We start from the raw sequence: 14525 nt of genomic DNA, 5'->3' as shown, positions 1-14525 counted from the left end.
CGCTCGCTCATGCCGCGGTGGTGATGGTGGCGCTGCCGAGCACGATGTCACCGGCCGGGTCCGGCCGGTAGGCCACGACGGCCTGACCTGCCGCGATGCCGCGCTCAGGGCGGCGCAGCCGCACGCTCATCGCCGCGCCGTCGAGTTCCACGACGGCGGGCGCGGGACGGCCGTGCGCCCGCAGCTGTACCTCGCACTCGATCGGGCCGACCGGCGCCGCGCCCGCGGTCCAGACCGTACGCGCGCCGTCGACCTGCGAGACCTCCAGCGCCTCGGCGGGGCCGACGGTGACCGTGTTGGTGACCGGCGTGATCGACAGCACGTAGCGCGGACGGCCGTCCGGCGCGGGCCGGCCCAGCGCCAGCCCCTTGCGCTGGCCCACCGTGTACGCGAACGCGCCGTCGTGCTTGCCGAGCACCTCGCCGGTGCCGGCGTCGACGATGTCACCCGGCTCACTGCCCAGGTGCTTGCGCAGGAAGCCCTGGGTGTCGCCGTCGGCGATGAAGCAGATGTCGTGCGAGTCGGGCTTGTCGGCCACGGTCAGGCCACGGGCGTGCGCCTCGGCGCGCACCTGCTCCTTGGTCGAGTCGCCGAGCGGGAACATCGAGTGGTCGAGCTGCTCCCGGTTGAGCACCGCCAGCACGTACGACTGGTCCTTGGCGAGGTCGACGCTGCGGCGCAGCAGGCCGTCGGCGCCCAGCCGCGCGTGGTGGCCGGTGACCACCGCGTCGAAGCCCAGGGCCAGCGCGCGGTCTAGCACCGCCGCGAACTTGATCTTCTCGTTGCAGCGCAGGCACGGGTTCGGGGTGCGCCCCGCCGCGTACTCCGCGACGAAGTCCTCGATCACGTCCTCATGGAAACGCTCGGCCATGTCCCACACGTAGAAGGGGATCCCGAGCACGTCCGCCGCCCGCCGCGCGTCGTGCGCGTCCTCCTTGGTGCAGCACCCCCGCGCCCCGGTCCGATGTGTCGCCGCGTTCTTAGACAGCGCCAGATGCACCCCGGTGACATCGTGCCCGGCCGCCACAGCCCGGGCAGCCGCCACCGCCGAATCCACCCCACCAGACATAGCCGCCAGCACCCGCACTCCGACAGCCTACCCGCCACCCCACCCCGCCGCGTTGATCATGAACTTATGGCACGGGTCAGCGGTGTGTCGCCACCACAACCTCATGATCATCCGGTACCGAGCGCGCACACGCCGCGACCGAACCGCACCCGACTAGATGATCATGAAGTTGTGGCGCAGACTCGCCGTCGAGCCGTGCCATAAGTTCATGATCAACGCGGAGTGAGAGCGGGTGGGTCAGCGGGACATGCCGGCGCGGCGGGCGCGGTCGACTGCTGCGGGGAGGGCGGTGATGAGGGCGTCCAGGTCGGCGCGGGTGGTGGTGTGGCCGAGGGTGAAGCGCAGGGACGAGCGGGCGGAGAGGGGGTCGGCGCCCATCTGGAGGAGGACGTGCGACGGCTGGGCAACGCCGGCGGAGCAGGCCGAGCCGGTGGAGACGGCGATGTCCTGGGCGTCGAGCAGCAGCAGGAGGGCGTCGCCCTCGCAGCCGGGGAAGCTGAAGTGCGCGTTGCCGGGCAGCCGGGCACCGGGCTCGTCGGCCGGCGCGCCGTTGAGCACCGCGTCGGGGACGACGGCGCGCACCCGCTCGATCAGCTCGTCGCGCAGCGCGGCGAGCCGTTGCGCATGCTGCTCCTGGTGCTTGACGGCGTGCTCGACGGCGCAGGCGAAGGAGACGATGCCGGGCACGTCCAGTGTGCCGGAGCGGACGTCGCGTTCCTGGCCGCCGCCGTGCAGCAGCGGGGTGCAGGCGACGTCGCGGCCCAGCAGCAGTGCGCCGACGCCGAGCGGGCCGCCCAGTTTGTGCCCGGTGAGCGTGAGCGCGGCGACGCCGCTCGCTGCGTAGTCCACCGGCACCTGGCCGACGGCCTGCACCGCGTCGGTGTGCAGCGGCACGCCGCGCGCGGCCGCGAGCGCGGCCAGTTCGGCGATCGGCTGGACCGTGCCGACCTCGTTGTTGGCCCACATGACGGTGACCAGCGCGACCGTGTCGTCCAGGGCCTCTGCCAGCACCTCGGGCCGCACCCGGCCCTCCTGGTCGACCGGCAGCGAGACCACCTCGGCGCCCTCGTGCTCGCCGAGCCAGTGCACCGCGTCCAGCACCGCGTGGTGCTCGACCGCGCCGGCCAGGACCTTGGTGCGCCCGAGCGGGCGGCGGGCCCAGTAGACGCCCTTGACGGCGAGGTTGTCGCTCTCGGTGCCGCCGCCCGTGAAGATCACTTCGGACGGACGTGCGCCCAGCACCGCCGCGATGCGCTCGCGCGACTCCTCGACCAGTCGGCGGGCAGCACGGCCCGGGCCGTGCAACGACGAGGCGTTGCCGACCTCACGCGCGGTCGCGACGTAGGCGTCCAGCGCCTCAGGCAGCATCGGCGTGGTCGCCGCATGATCAAGGTAGGCCATCTCGTCGCCAAGCCTAGCCGTAAGGGTGCTTACCCGTATCCCAGGAGTGTGCCGGGCATGGCCCGCCGGACACCTCCGGCCGATGGCAGTGACGGCCCGGCAACCCCTGTCACCAGCCATGACATGGCGAAGGGCCCCGGCGGCCAATGACCGCGGGGCCCTTCGATGTTGCGTACGCCGTCAGCGGCGCTTGCGGATCTCCTCGGAAGCCTGCGGCACGACCTGGTTGAGGTCGCCCACGACGCCGAAGTCGGCCAGCTCGAAGATCGGCGCCTCGGTGTCCTTGTTCACCGCGACGATGGTCTTCGAGGTCTGCATGCCGGCCCGGTGCTGGATCGCGCCGGAGATGCCGACCGCGATGTAGAGCTGCGGCGACACCGTCTTGCCGGTCTGCCCGACCTGGTAGGCGTGCGGATAGAAGCCGGAGTCGGTCGCCGCGCGCGACGCGCCGACGGCCGCGCCGAGCAGGTCGGCCAGCTCCTCGATGATCTTGAAGTTCTCCGCCGAGGCGACACCGCGGCCACCGGAGACGACGATCGACGCCTCGGTCAGCTCCGGGCGGGCACCCTTGGCCTCGGCGACGCGCTTGCTGACCACGGCCAGCTTGTCGGAGTCGGCCAACACCACCTCGACCTGCTCCACCGACGGCGAGGCCGCGGCGGGGCTGGGCGTGAGCGAGTTCGGCCGTACGGTGACCAGTGGCAGGCCCTTGGTGACCTTGGACTTGACGATGGTCGAGCCCGCGAAGGCGACCTGGGTGGCGGTGCCGTCGGCGGCCAGCTCGACCACGTCGGTGAGCACGCCGTTGTCCAGCTTGACCGCGAGCCGGCCCGCGATCTCCTTGCCCTCCTGGGTCGAGCCGATCAGCACGGCCGCCGGGGAGACGGCCTTGACCAGCTGCGCGAGCGCGGTGGCCTTGGGGGCGACCAGGTGCTCGTCGATCTCGGTGCTCTCGGCGGCGTAGACCTTCGTCGCGCCGTACTCGCCGAGCTTGTCGACGAGCGGAGCGGCCGTGCCGAGCGCGCCCAGCACCACCGCGGCGGGCTCGCCGAGCGAGCGCGCCAGGGTCAGCATCTCCAGCGTGACCTTCTTGACCGTGCCGCCGGAGGACTCGACGACTACCAGAACCTCAGCCATTGTCGGCGCCTCTCAGACGAACTTCTCGGACGACAGGTAATCGACCAGCGCGACGCCGCCCTCACCGGAGTCGGCGACCTTCTGGCCGGCGCTGCGCGCCGGGCGCTTGCTGTGCGACAGCACGGTGGTGGCGGCGCCCGCCCAGCCCACCTGGTCGGCGGCGACACCGAGGTCGGCCAGCGACTTGGTGGCCACCGGCTTCTTCTTGGCGGCCATGATGCCCTTGAAGGACGGGTAGCGCGGCTCGTTGATGGTGTCCCACACGCTCACGATCGCGGGGGTGGCGGCCGTGACGACCTCGTACCCCTCCTCGGTCTGGCGCTCGACGGTCAGCCGCGAGCCCTCGACGGTGAGCTTGCGCGCGCCGGTCAGCGCCGCGAAGCCGAGCCGCTCGGCCAGCATGTGCGGCATGACCTGGCCGCGGGCGTCGGTCGACTCCGCGCCGGAGATGACCAGGTCGGGGGCCAGCTCGCTGATGGCGGCGGCGAGCACCTTGCTGGTGCCCAGCGCGTCGGTGCCGGCGAGGGCGTCGTCGAGCACGTGCACGGCCGCGTCGGGGCCCATGGACAGCGCCTTGCGGATCGACTCGGTGGCCCGGTCCGGACCCATGGTCAGCACGGTCACCTCACCGCCGTGCGCCTCCTGCAGCCGCAGCGCCTCCTCGATGGCGTACTCGTCCATCTCGTTGATGACGTTGTTGGCCGAGGCACGGTCGACGGTGTTGTCGTCCGCGCGCAGATTGCGCTCGGCGCCGGAGTCCGGCACCTGCTTGACAAGTACGACGATCTTCATCGCGCTCTGACGACCCTCCTGAGTTGAACGGACGTTCATGCCCTCGCCGCGAGCCTGTCTCCTGACACGTCACGGGTCAAGCTAGACCGGCTGTGGACGTTGCCACTTTTACCGACCCGGCGCGAGTGGGAGCCCTCGACGGTCCGGCCGTTTCAGGCGGATCGCTGGGACGAGCCCCTTCGCGAAGCAGGTTACTGACGAGTAATTTATGACCCCTGCTCACCTACCCGCCAGGACGGCCGCCAATAGTGACAGACGTCACCCCGCCATGATGCCCATCCCGTAGAGTCACGCCTAGCAGGAGGTGTCATGACATGAGCACGCAAACCGCACCCCTGCCGGGCCGCCCCACCACGGATCCGGGCCTGCCGCCCGAGGCGGAGCACCACCGGCAGCCTGAGCCCGACGAACACCTGTGCACCTGTGGCCGCCTACGCGACGACTGTGTCCGCGACACGATCCGCGACCTCTGGCACGCCCGCACCTGACCGAGCGAGGCTGCGAGCGGTGGGCGTTACGCGGCTGCCGGCTTCCAGATGTACGGCGTGGTCGTGGTCACCGCGACCATGCCCAGCCGCTCCAGGATCGGCCGGCTGTCCGCCGACGCGTCCACCTGCAGGTACTTGAACCCGCGCTCCACCGCCCGGATCGCCCGGTGCGCCACCATCGCCTTGTAGATGCCGCGCCCCCGCCACTGCTCCAGCGTCGACCCGCCCCACAGCCCGGCGAACTCGGTGCCCTTCTCGTACCGGATCCACCCGGCGCAGACCACCTCGTCCCCGGCCTCGGCGATCACGATGGTCAGCCCCCGGGGGTCCGCGGCCAGCTCCTTCTCCAGCCCGAAGACCAGGTGGCTGCGGTCCTCCTGCCAGACCGCCTCCTCCATCGCCCCGATCCGCTCCAGGTCGGCCCGCGAGGTCACCTCGCGCAGCGTCACACCCTCCGGCAGGACCGGGGGCGACGCCAGCGGCTCGGCCAGCCCGATGATCACCGTCTCCAGCTCGTCGGGCACGAACCCGGCCGCCACCAGGCGATCCGGCAAGTCGGCGGGCAGGTCGTGGCCACGCAGCTTCCACTCGACCTCCTCGCCGCGGGCGGCGAAGTGGTCACGCTGGCGCGCGATGAGCGCGTCGAGTTCGGGGCCGCTCAGGTGGGAGACGTCGCGATAGGTGACGAATCCGCCGCGGTCGAGGCCGCTCATCCGGACCACCGGGCCGTCCCACTCGACGACCATGCCGGCGGGCAGGGGGTCGGGGATCTCGGTGCGCAGTTGCTCGTCGTACGCCCTCAGCAGGGCGTCGGTATCAAGTTCAGAAGTCATCGCCTTGATACTAGGAAGGTGCTGGCTAGGGTGCGCAACTGGTTTGATCCGCGCGAAGTTCATGAAACAGGGCAGACTCCCGACTACCGCTTCTCCCTGGCCAACGAGCGCACCTTCCTCGCCTGGATCCGCACCGGCCTCGCCATGATCGGCGGTGGGCTGGTGGTGGCCCAGTTCCTGCCGCCGATGACCGTGCCGCACATGACGAGGATCCTCGGCGTGGCGCTGATCCTGCTCGGGGTGGGCTGCGCGCTGCGCGCCGTCGACCACTGGATCCGCTGCGAGATCGCGATGCGCAACAACCGGCCGCTGCCACCGTCGCGGTTCCCGGCCGTGCTCGCGATCGTGGTCGCGCTCGGGTCGCTGGCGCTGCTGGTCGAGGTCTTCATCGACCTCTACCGCGCCCGATGAGCGCCCCGGCCGACCACGGCGCGTCGCCGGAACGCACCCGGCTGGCCTGGCGGCGCACCGTGCTGTCGGGCACGGCGTGCGCGCTGCTGCTGTTCCGGCTCGCCTTCGAACGCGGGCTCGACGATGCCGGCGCGCTGGGACTCGCGCTCGGCCTGCTGTGCTGGCTGGCGTTGCTGCTGGTGGCGCAGCGGCGGATCCGGGCGATGGCCCGGCCGGAGCCGGTCGGGCTGGCGCGGGCGGTCGCGGCGGTCACGCTCTGCTGTGTGCTGATGGGTCTGTTGGGGGTACTGCTCATCCTCTGGTGAGGTCTACGCTCTACGCCGTGGGACGCCTGTGGATGTTCATCTTCCTCGCCGAGATCGTGCTGACGGTGGCCGCGCTGATCAGCTGCCTGTCCGCCGAGGAGCACCGCCTGAACGCGCTGCCGCGCTGGGGCTGGGTGCTCATCATCCTGCTGTTCTCCCCGATCGGGGCGATCGCCTGGTTCGTGGTGGGCAAGGAGCGCACGCCGAATCCGCAGGTGTGGCGGCAGGGCAGCGGCTTCCCGGAGCACCAGCGGCCGGGCCGGGGCCTGGCCCCCGACGACGACCCGGAGTTCCTGCGCAAGCTCGCCAAGGAGCAGCGGGAGACCGCGGCCGCCGACCGTGAGCTGCTGAGCAAGTGGGAGATGGACCTGCGCCGCCGCGAAGAGGAGCTGCGCAAGCAGGACAAATCCGAGGACTAGCCGCGTTCGCGCAGCCTTCGCGCGAGCCAGCGGAAGGACTCCTTGGGCGTACGCCGCTGCGTCGGGTAGTCGACGTGCACCAGCCCGAAGCGCTGGCTGTAGCCGGCTGCCCACTCGAAGTTGTCGAGCAGGCTCCACACGAAGTAGCCGCGCAGGTCGAGGCCGTCCGCCCGTTTGCGCAGCGCCACCGCGAGGTGCTCGCGCAGGTAGTCGACGCGCTGCGGGTCGGGCACCGAGCCGTCCGGGGCGACCTCGTCGGGGAAGCTGGCCCCGCCCTCGGTGATGTACACCGGCGGCAGCCGGTCACCGTAGCGTTCGGACAGTTCATCGAGGGTGTCGCCGAGCCCGGCGGGGCTGACCGGCCAGCCGAACCCGGTCCGCGGCACGCCTTCGATCTCGGCGAACGCGAACGGCAGCTCGCCGACCCGGGCGAAGTCGCCCTCGGGCGTGTGGTCGGTGGCCGCGTCCGGGTCTGCCATGCCCACCCGGGACGGGTAGTAGTAGTTGACGCCGTAGAAGTCCAGCGGTGAGCCGATCACCGCGAGGTCCTCGGCGGGCACGTCGCCGAACGCGCCGAACAGCTCCGTGAACGGTTCCGGGGCCTGCGGGTAGCGGCCGAGCAGCACCGGGTCCTCGAAGACCCGGTTCGCGATGAGGTCGTACAGGGCGGCGGCGAGCTGATCCTCGGGACGGTCCGAGGCGGGCGCCACGGGCGTGTGCACGTTGGTGATGCCGATCTGCCCGGCTACGTTCGCGGCGCGCAGCGCCCGCACGGCGAGGCCGTGGCCGAGCAGCTGGTGGTGCGCCGCGGGCAGGGCGTCGAACAGCAGGGCGTGGCCAGGGGCGTGCGCGCCGGTCGCGTAGCCGGCCAGGGTCACCGAGTGCGGCTCGTTGATGGTGATCCACTTGCCGACCCGGTCGCCCAGGCGCGCCCCCATCAGGGCGGCGTACTCGCCGAAACGCTCCGCGGTGTCGCGCGACAGCCAGCCGCCCGCGTCCTCCAGGGCCTGCGGGGTGTCCCAGTGGAACAGGGTGGCCACCGGTTCGATGCCGCGAGCCAGCATCGCGTCGACCAGCCGGTCGTAGAAGGCCATACCGTCCGGGTTGGCCGGTCCGAAACCGTCGGGCTGGATCCGCGGCCACGCGATGGAGAAGCGGTACGCGTCCGCGCCGAGTTCGCGTACCAGATCAAGGTCTTGCTCGTAGCGGTGGTAGTGGTCGCAGGCGACCGCCCCGGTGTCGCCGCCGAGCACCCGGCCAGGCTGGGCGCAGAACGTGTCCCAGACCGAGACCCCGCGCCCGCCCTCGGCCACCGCACCCTCGATCTGGTACGCCGCCGTGGCAACACCGAGCTGGAAGTCCTTGGGGATGCTCGGATCCATCACGCCTTCTCCTCGCTGCGCTCGTCGGCGGCGTCGATCGGCGACATGGTTCGCTCGCTGCGCTCGCTCACGCGCCCAGCACCCGGTCCAGGTAGTCGTTGGCGAAGACGCGCTCGGGGTCGAGCTTGTCGCGCACGGCGAGGAAGTCGCCGAACCGGGGGTACGTCGGCGCGAGCGTGCTCGCGTCCTGGTAGTGCATCTTGCCCCAGTGCGGCCGGCCGCCGTGCGCGCGGAAGATCTGCTCGGCGAGGCGGAAGTAAGTGTGCGGGTCCTCCTTGAAGAACCGGTGGATCGCCACGTATCCGGTCTCGCGGCCGTGCGCGGTGGACAGCCAGATGTCGTCGGGCGCGGCGACGCGCACCTCGACCGGGAACGAGATGCGCCAGCCGTTCTGGTTGATCAGGCGGTCCAGCGCGCGCAGCACGTCCGGCACCTCCTCGCGCGGCAGGGCGTACTCCATCTCCCGGAAGCGCACCTCGCGCTTGGTGGTGAAGACCGACGTGGACACGTCGGTGAACTCCCGGTTGTTGGTGAGCCGCTGGGCCAGCCGGTTGATCGGCGGGGTCAGCGCGGGCACGGCCTTGCCCAGGTGGCAGACCCAGTTGAAGACGGTGTTGGACATCAGGTCGTCGTCGAGCCAGCGCTGGAAGCCGCCGAGCGGCTTGCGCGGCGCGTCCATCGGCAGCCGGGTGTTGGTCTTGGCGAGTGCGGTCTGCGTGTGCGGGAACCAGTAGAACTCGAAGTGGTCCGCGCCCGTCCCCCGCTGCTCCCACTGCGCCAGCACCTCGGCCAGCGGTTCCGGCTTCTCGACCGCCTGCAGCTGGAACGCGGGCACGCACTGCACGGTGATGTCGAGCAGCACCCCGAGCGCGCCCAGCCCGAGGCGGGCCGCGTCGAGCAGCTCCGGGTTGCTGTTCTCGGAGATCTCCAGGGTGCCGCCGTCGGCGGTGGCGAGGGTGACCGCGACGATCTGCGTGGCCAGGCCGCCGAACGCGTGCCCGGTGCCGTGCGTGCCGGTCGAGGTCGCGCCTGCGATCGTCTGCGCGTCGATGTCGCCCATGTTCTGCAGCGCCAGCCCGTACGGCTTGAGCAGCTCGGGCAGCCGGTAGAGGTGGGTGCCCGCGGCGAGTTTGACGCGGTGGCGCTGCTCGTCGACGGCGAGCACGCCCTGCAGGTTGCGCAGGTCGAGCTGCACGCCGGGAGCGACGGCGATGCCGGTGAAGCTGTGGCCGGCGCCGATCGGCTTGACCCGCAGCCCGTCGGCGCGCGCGGCGGCGATGGCCTGCACCACCTCGTCGGGGCTGCCGGGGTACGCCACCCGCGCCGGGGTCACGCTCTCGATCCGGCTCCAGTTGCGCCACACGGTGCTGCTCATAGGAAGGCCTTTCCTTCACCACGGTACGTGGGCAGTGCCCCGGCCACCGTGTCCGCGTCGATCAGGTGAAGCTCGTTGACGTGCTCGGACAGCTCGCCCGCCTTGGTGTGCCGCAGCCACACCCGGTCGCCCAGGCGCAACCGGGTCGCGGGCTCGCCCACCACCGGGGTCTGCACCTCTCCGGCCATCTCGCGGGGCACCATCGTCAGCCCGGCGGGCCACACCACCTGCGGGAGCCGGTCCACGCCGGGCGGCCCGGAGGCGATCCAGCCCCCACCGAGCAGGGTCACCCGGTCCGGGGCGGGGCGGCGCACCACGGGCAGTGCGAAGGCGGCCGCAGGAGCCGGGGTGAAGTGGGCGTAGTTGTCGAACAGATGCGGGCCGAACAGCCCCGAACCGGCGGCGACCTCGGTAACCGAGCGATCCGCGCCGGTGGCCTCCAGACTGCCGGTGCCACCGCCGTTGACGAACTCCAGCGGGGCCAGCTCGGACACCGCCGCGACGGCCGCCGCGCGCCGCTCGACCAGCTCGGCCATGGAGGAGCGCTGCAACGCTCGCACCATCGCGCCCCGCAGCGGGCTGCCTTTCGGGGCGTTGCCGAGCCCGGCGACCTGGGCCTCGTACCCCATCATGCCGACCAGCCGGAAGCCGCGCCGGGCCACGACGACCTCGGCCAGCGCGCGGGCCTGCTCGGCCCGGTGCACCGGCGAGCGCCACACCCCGATGTGCCCGAGCAGCTTCGACTTGTACGACGAGTCCAGCTCGATGGCGACCCGGATGTCCGGCCGCGCGGTCGGCGCGACCACGCTGTCCACCAGGTCCAGGTGCTCCACCGAGTCGATCATGATGGTCACCCGGGCGGCCAGCTCGGGTGAGGCGGCCAGCGCCGCGACGGCGGCCCGGTCGGCGGTGGGATAGCCGACCACCACGTCGTCGATCGTCTCCGCCAGCCACAGCGCCTCGGCCAGCGTGTACGCCAGCACGCCGCGGTAGCCCGGCATCGCCAGCACCGCGTCGAGCACACCCCGGCAGCGCACCGACTTGCTGGCGACGCGGATCGGCACGCCGTTCGCGCGGCGGGCCAGGTCGTGCGCGTTGTACGACAGCGCGGCCAGGTTCACCGCGCCGAACACCGGATCCAGCGCCGCGGTCGCCGCGTTCATGGCCGACCAGTACGCGTCGGCGTCCTCCCACGGCCGGGCCGTGGACGGGGCCGACACCTGCAGCGCCAGCGTCATCAGCGCACTCCCTTCACCGGCAGCACGGCGAGCGCGCCGAGCACCGAGATCACCCCGGACGCCAGGTACAGCGTCCCGAAACCGCCCCACTGCGCCACGACGAACGCGCCGAGCAGTGGGGCCACCGCCTGCGGCACCGCGGTGGCGATGTTCATGATGCCGAGATCCTTGCCGCGCGCCGCCGGGTCCGGCAGCACCTGGGTGGCCAGCGCCTGGTCCACCGACAGGAAGCAGCCGTAGCCCAGGCCGAGCAGGCCCGCGCCGACGGTGGCGACGGTCAGGTTCGGGAAGAACGCCAGCAGCACCGCCGCGACGCCCTGCAGACCCGACGAGACGAGAACGAAGACCTTGCGCCGTCCGAAACGGTCGGACAGCCGGCCGAGGAACAGCGCGGCCAGCACGACGAACAGCATGTAGATCAGCGTCAGGACGAGCAGCTCGTCCTCGGCCTTCTCGACCTTGACGTGGTACATCAGGAAGTAGAGCAGCAGCGTGGTGCCCAGGGCGTTGCCGATGTTGACCAGGATGCGGCTCAGTAGCGTCCAGCCGAAGTCGGGGTGACGCCGCGGGCTGATCCAGAACCCGGCGGCCAGGTCACGGAAGCTGAACGGCGGCCGGGCCGCGCGCGGCAGCACCTCGTCGGGCGCGCCGAGCACGAACGGCAGCACCAGCAGCACGAGCAGCCCGGCCATCAGCGAGTAGCCGATGAACTGGCTCAGCGCCAGCTCGGTGACCAGCACGATGCCGAGGATGGTGCCGATCGCCTGCGGGGCGGAGATCCAGCCCGAGATGTAGCCGCGCTGGCCGACCGGCACCTGGTCGGAGATGGTGGCGGTGAGCGCCGCGGTGAGCACGCAGAAGCCGACCAGGGTCAGCGTCCACCAGACGCCGATGCCGACGATGCCGTCCTGCCGGCCGAGCACCACCAGCGAGGCCGCGAACAGCAGGGCGCCGAAGACGATCCAGGGACGGCGGCGGCCGAAGCGCGACACCGTGCGGTCCGACAGGGCACCGGTCAGGGGGTACGCGACCAGTGCGAACGCGCCCGCGATGCCCGACACCACACCGAACGCCACCACGTTGTCCACCCAGTCCGCGGACTTGAGCTGCGCCTCGACCTGGATCGGCAGCAGCAGCTGCACGGGGGTCAGCTGGGCCATCCAGATGCCCAGCCAGCCCAGCGCGAACAGGCTGATCCACCGGCCGGTGACCGGGCGTTCCGGCTCGGCGAACGGGGCGGGCGGGGGCATTGCGGGGTCAGCCGAAGTGAGCGTGGCCGGCTCGGTCATGCCTTCTCCTCGCTTCGCTCGTCGGCGGCATGTTCGCTGAGCCTGCAGATTCGCTCGCTGCGCTCGCTCATGGGGGGGTCCCTAGGGCCAGGTGTGATTCCCGTCGCGCGGAGTTTAGAGAACTTTTCATGTTTGCACCAGGCTCGCCACCCGGACAGATGAACGGCAGCGTGTCGCGTCGCGGGGTCTAGCGAGAACGTGAAACCTTCTCTAGGCTCCGCCGCCATGAAGGCATACACACGTCTGCTCGGCATCGTCGCCGTGGCGGCGATCGCCATACTCGGTCCGACCGGCACGGCCTCCGCCCACGAGGAGCGGCCCACCCGCGAGCTGGACGGCACCGGCAGCGTGCCCACCTACCGCACCACCGGGCCCACGCTGCTCGTCTGCAAGACCGACCCGGCCGACTTCGCCGCCCGCGTCGCCGGCTACCCGGCCGAGCTCAAGGCCGCGAACGAGCAGCTGTGGACGCAGTGCCAGAAGGACGGCTACCGCCACATCCAGCAGGCCGTGGACGCCGCCCACCTGCCCGGCACGAACATCAAGATCCTGCCCGGGGTGTACCTGGAGGAGCCGAGCATCGCCCCGGCCAGCCCCGAGTGCGCCGCCATGGAGAACGGCGCGGTGCGCGGCCGCATCTACGGCTACCCGGTGCTCACCTGGGACCAGCAGCTCGCCTGCCCGCACCTGGCCAACCTGGTGGCCATCCTGGGCAAGAAGAACCTCCAGCTCGAAGGCACCGGCGCGAAGCCGGAAGACGTGCTCGTCGACGCGCAGTACAAGAAGCTCAACGCGATCCGGGCCGACAACGCCGACGGCGTCTACTTCCGCAACATGTCCGCGCAGCGGGCGCAGTTCAACGCCTTCTACATCATGGAGACCGACGGCTTCGTGGTCGACCGGACCATGGGCCGCTGGAACGACGAGTACGCCTTCCTCACCTTCGCCGTCGACCACGGCCTCTACACCGACTGCGAGGGCTACGGCAACGGCGACTCCGCCTTCTATCCGGGCGCCGCCTCGAACATCAACAAGGACCGGGGCCACGACGTGCCCCGCTACGCCGTCGAGATCCAGCGCTGCCACGGCCACCACAACACGCTGGGCTACTCCGGCACCGCCGGCGACTCGGTCTGGGTGCACGACAGCGTCTTCACCGAGAACACCGCGGGCATCGCCACCGACAGCGCCTTCCCCGACCACCCCGGCATGCCGCAGAACCACTCGAAGTTCGAGAACAACGTCATCGCGAACAACAACACCGACTACTACCGGCACATCGTCGACGGCACCTGCAAGAAGCCCTTCGCCGAGCGCGGATACGAGCAGGGCGTCGTCTGCCCGGCGGTCGGCCTGCCGGTCGGCGCGGGCGTGGTCAACCCGGGCGGCAACTACAACATCTGGCGCGGCAACCACATCTACGGCAACCGGTACTCCGGGTTCGTGACCAGCTTCGTGCCCGGCTTCGTGCGCAACGACACCGAGTTCGCCCAGCAGTTCGACACCTCGCACCACAACCGCTACCTCGACAACGTCATGGGCGTCAGCGAGCAGGGCGAGGCCAAGCCGAACGGGCTGAACTTCTGGTGGGACGGGCAGGGCGTCGGCAGCTGCTGGACGGACATGTCCGCCACGAACATCCGCACCGTGCCCGCCTGCGGCGACGACGACCTGCCCGCCATCGGCTCGCACCGCTACTTCGGCGAGCCCGCCGGAACTTTGAAGATGTACGCCTGCGCCGGCTACGACGGCGGACGGCAGCACCTGCCCTCCGACTGCGACTGGTACGGCGAGTACGCCGCCTCCGGGCTGGCGCGCATCGAGGTGAAGTGGGCGTTCGGCGGCGCGGTCGTGCTCGGCCTGCTGGCGATCGGCCTCTACTACCGCCGCCTGCGCGACTCCAAGCGCGCGCTGCTCGGGCTGCTGCTGGCGGTGGGCGGCCTGACCGTCGGCGTCTTCGGCACCGTCGAGATGGGCAGCGTCCTGCACCCGATCGGCCTCGCCCTGTACAGCGTCGGCTTCGCCCTGCTCGGCCTGGCCCTGCGCACCACCCGCGCCCGCAAGCTGGGCACGACCACGCTGATCGTGGCCGCTTTCGCGCTGCTCGGCGCGATCGACCACGGGCTGATCATGATCCCATGGCTGCCGGTCTCCCCTGCCCTGCTGCGCGTGCTGACCGAGGTCGCCTGGATCCCCTGGGCCCTCGGCGCGGTCCTCGTCCCGGGCCGCACCACCGCCACCACCCCGACCGCCGAACCCGCCCAAGAACCCGCAACCGCCTGACGAACGAAAGGAAGGGCACCTTCACATCGCTATGCGTTGTGGACGGTGCCCTTCTTAACGCTCCAAGCGGTGGGCAGGAGCTCGACGGCTGTCGGGAGTGGTG

The 14525-nt window shown here is 71.2% G+C and carries 14 protein-coding genes; 5 read left to right on the top strand and 9 right to left on the bottom strand.

What is annotated here, in order from left to right; genetic code table 11:
* Nucleotides 1-7: 7 nt before the first annotated feature.
* The 4 genes from mnmA to ACFQO7_RS18575 all read right to left on the bottom strand — a co-directional run bounded on the left by mnmA (nt 8) and on the right by ACFQO7_RS18575 (nt 4399).
* Entirely contained in the window at nt 8-1087 is a 1080-nt protein-coding gene (gene mnmA / locus ACFQO7_RS18590) for a tRNA 2-thiouridine(34) synthase MnmA (protein WP_376807525.1), read from the bottom strand.
* A gap of 219 nt (nt 1088-1306) precedes the next feature.
* Nucleotides 1307-2470, bottom strand: a complete 1164-nt coding sequence (locus ACFQO7_RS18585) for a cysteine desulfurase family protein (protein WP_376807524.1) — start codon at nt 2468-2470, stop codon at nt 1307-1309.
* Nucleotides 2471-2650: 180 nt separating this feature from the next.
* Nucleotides 2651-3607 (bottom strand): electron transfer flavoprotein subunit alpha/FixB family protein, encoded by a 957-nt coding sequence (locus tag ACFQO7_RS18580; RefSeq protein WP_376807523.1) that lies wholly within the window; start codon nt 3605-3607, stop codon nt 2651-2653.
* A 12-nt stretch (nt 3608-3619) separates the two neighbouring features.
* Nucleotides 3620-4399: an electron transfer flavoprotein subunit beta/FixA family protein gene (locus tag ACFQO7_RS18575; protein ID WP_376807522.1), complete on the bottom strand. Its 780-nt coding sequence runs from the start codon at nt 4397-4399 to the stop codon at nt 3620-3622.
* Nucleotides 4400-4713: 314 nt separating this feature from the next.
* Between ACFQO7_RS18575 and ACFQO7_RS18570 the strand changes: the two genes are divergently transcribed.
* Nucleotides 4714-4887, top strand: coding sequence for a hypothetical protein (locus tag ACFQO7_RS18570; protein ID WP_376807521.1), 174 nt, complete (start codon nt 4714-4716; stop codon nt 4885-4887).
* Between the two features lie 26 nt (nt 4888-4913).
* On the opposite strand, the gene ACFQO7_RS18565 is transcribed toward ACFQO7_RS18570, so the two are convergent.
* Nucleotides 4914-5720 (bottom strand): GNAT family N-acetyltransferase, encoded by an 807-nt coding sequence (locus ACFQO7_RS18565; RefSeq protein WP_376807520.1) that lies wholly within the window; start codon nt 5718-5720, stop codon nt 4914-4916.
* Between the two features lie 18 nt (nt 5721-5738).
* On the opposite strand from ACFQO7_RS18565, the gene ACFQO7_RS18560 reads away from it, so the two are divergent.
* The 3 genes from ACFQO7_RS18560 to ACFQO7_RS18550 are packed head-to-tail and all read left to right on the top strand — an operon-like array spanning nt 5739 to nt 6855.
* A complete protein-coding gene (locus ACFQO7_RS18560; RefSeq protein WP_376807519.1) occupies nt 5739-6131 on the top strand; it encodes a YidH family protein in 393 nt (130 codons plus the stop codon).
* Nucleotides 6128-6436 (top strand): DUF202 domain-containing protein, encoded by a 309-nt coding sequence (locus ACFQO7_RS18555; protein WP_376807518.1) that lies wholly within the window; start codon nt 6128-6130, stop codon nt 6434-6436. Before ACFQO7_RS18560 ends, ACFQO7_RS18555 begins: the two co-directional genes overlap by 4 nt.
* Nucleotides 6437-6453: 17 nt before the next feature.
* Nucleotides 6454-6855 carry a PLD nuclease N-terminal domain-containing protein gene (locus tag ACFQO7_RS18550; RefSeq protein WP_376807517.1) on the top strand — a complete coding sequence of 134 codons (402 nt, stop codon included), beginning with the start codon at nt 6454-6456 and terminating at the stop codon, nt 6853-6855.
* Here ACFQO7_RS18550 and ACFQO7_RS18545 read toward each other — a convergent pair.
* From ACFQO7_RS18545 to ACFQO7_RS18530, 4 genes are all read right to left on the bottom strand, one after another.
* Nucleotides 6852-8237, bottom strand: a complete 1386-nt coding sequence (locus ACFQO7_RS18545; RefSeq protein ID WP_376807580.1) for a GH1 family beta-glucosidase — start codon at nt 8235-8237, stop codon at nt 6852-6854. The two genes, ACFQO7_RS18550 and ACFQO7_RS18545, sit on opposite strands and share 4 nt — an antisense overlap.
* 67 nt (nt 8238-8304) lie before the next feature.
* Complete coding sequence (locus ACFQO7_RS18540; RefSeq protein WP_376807516.1) at nt 8305-9612, bottom strand: D-arabinono-1,4-lactone oxidase; 1308 nt, start codon at nt 9610-9612, stop codon at nt 8305-8307.
* Nucleotides 9609-10775 (bottom strand): alanine racemase, encoded by a 1167-nt coding sequence (locus ACFQO7_RS18535; protein WP_376807579.1) that lies wholly within the window; start codon nt 10773-10775, stop codon nt 9609-9611. Before ACFQO7_RS18535 ends, ACFQO7_RS18540 begins: the two co-directional genes overlap by 4 nt.
* A gap of 74 nt (nt 10776-10849) precedes the next feature.
* Nucleotides 10850-12139, bottom strand: coding sequence for an MFS transporter (locus ACFQO7_RS18530; RefSeq protein ID WP_376807515.1), 1290 nt, complete (start codon nt 12137-12139; stop codon nt 10850-10852).
* 225 nt (nt 12140-12364) lie between these two features.
* Here ACFQO7_RS18530 and ACFQO7_RS18525 point away from each other — a divergent pair, with 225 nt between their 5' ends.
* Nucleotides 12365-14422 carry a hypothetical protein gene (locus ACFQO7_RS18525; protein WP_376807514.1) on the top strand — a complete coding sequence of 686 codons (2058 nt, stop codon included), beginning with the start codon at nt 12365-12367 and terminating at the stop codon, nt 14420-14422.
* Nucleotides 14423-14525: the final 103 nt, after the last annotated feature.

The sequence above is a fragment of the Catellatospora aurea genome (assembly GCF_042663325.1).
Taxonomy (GTDB): Bacteria; Actinomycetota; Actinomycetes; order Mycobacteriales; family Micromonosporaceae; genus Catellatospora; species Catellatospora aurea.
Note: the sequence above shows the minus strand (reverse complement) of the source record. Positions and strands in the feature narration are given on the sequence as shown.

Coding starts and splice junctions, on each gene's coding strand:
- ACFQO7_RS18565 (WP_376807520.1), bottom strand. CDS start 5,720: ATGACTTCTGAACTTGATACCGACGCCCTGCTGAGGGCGTACGACGAG.
- ACFQO7_RS18540 (WP_376807516.1), bottom strand. CDS start 9,612: ATGAGCAGCACCGTGTGGCGCAACTGGAGCCGGATCGAGAGCGTGACC.
- ACFQO7_RS18575 (WP_376807522.1), bottom strand. CDS start 4,399: ATGAAGATCGTCGTACTTGTCAAGCAGGTGCCGGACTCCGGCGCCGAG.
- ACFQO7_RS18525 (WP_376807514.1), top strand. CDS start 12,365: ATGAAGGCATACACACGTCTGCTCGGCATCGTCGCCGTGGCGGCGATC.
- ACFQO7_RS18535 (WP_376807579.1), bottom strand. CDS start 10,775: ATGAACGCGGCGACCGCGGCGCTGGATCCGGTGTTCGGCGCGGTGAAC.
- ACFQO7_RS18555 (WP_376807518.1), top strand. CDS start 6,128: ATGAGCGCCCCGGCCGACCACGGCGCGTCGCCGGAACGCACCCGGCTG.
- ACFQO7_RS18585 (WP_376807524.1), bottom strand. CDS start 2,470: ATGGCCTACCTTGATCATGCGGCGACCACGCCGATGCTGCCTGAGGCG.
- ACFQO7_RS18570 (WP_376807521.1), top strand. CDS start 4,714: ATGAGCACGCAAACCGCACCCCTGCCGGGCCGCCCCACCACGGATCCG.
- ACFQO7_RS18580 (WP_376807523.1), bottom strand. CDS start 3,607: ATGGCTGAGGTTCTGGTAGTCGTCGAGTCCTCCGGCGGCACGGTCAAG.
- ACFQO7_RS18530 (WP_376807515.1), bottom strand. CDS start 12,139: ATGACCGAGCCGGCCACGCTCACTTCGGCTGACCCCGCAATGCCCCCG.
- ACFQO7_RS18545 (WP_376807580.1), bottom strand. CDS start 8,237: ATGGATCCGAGCATCCCCAAGGACTTCCAGCTCGGTGTTGCCACGGCG.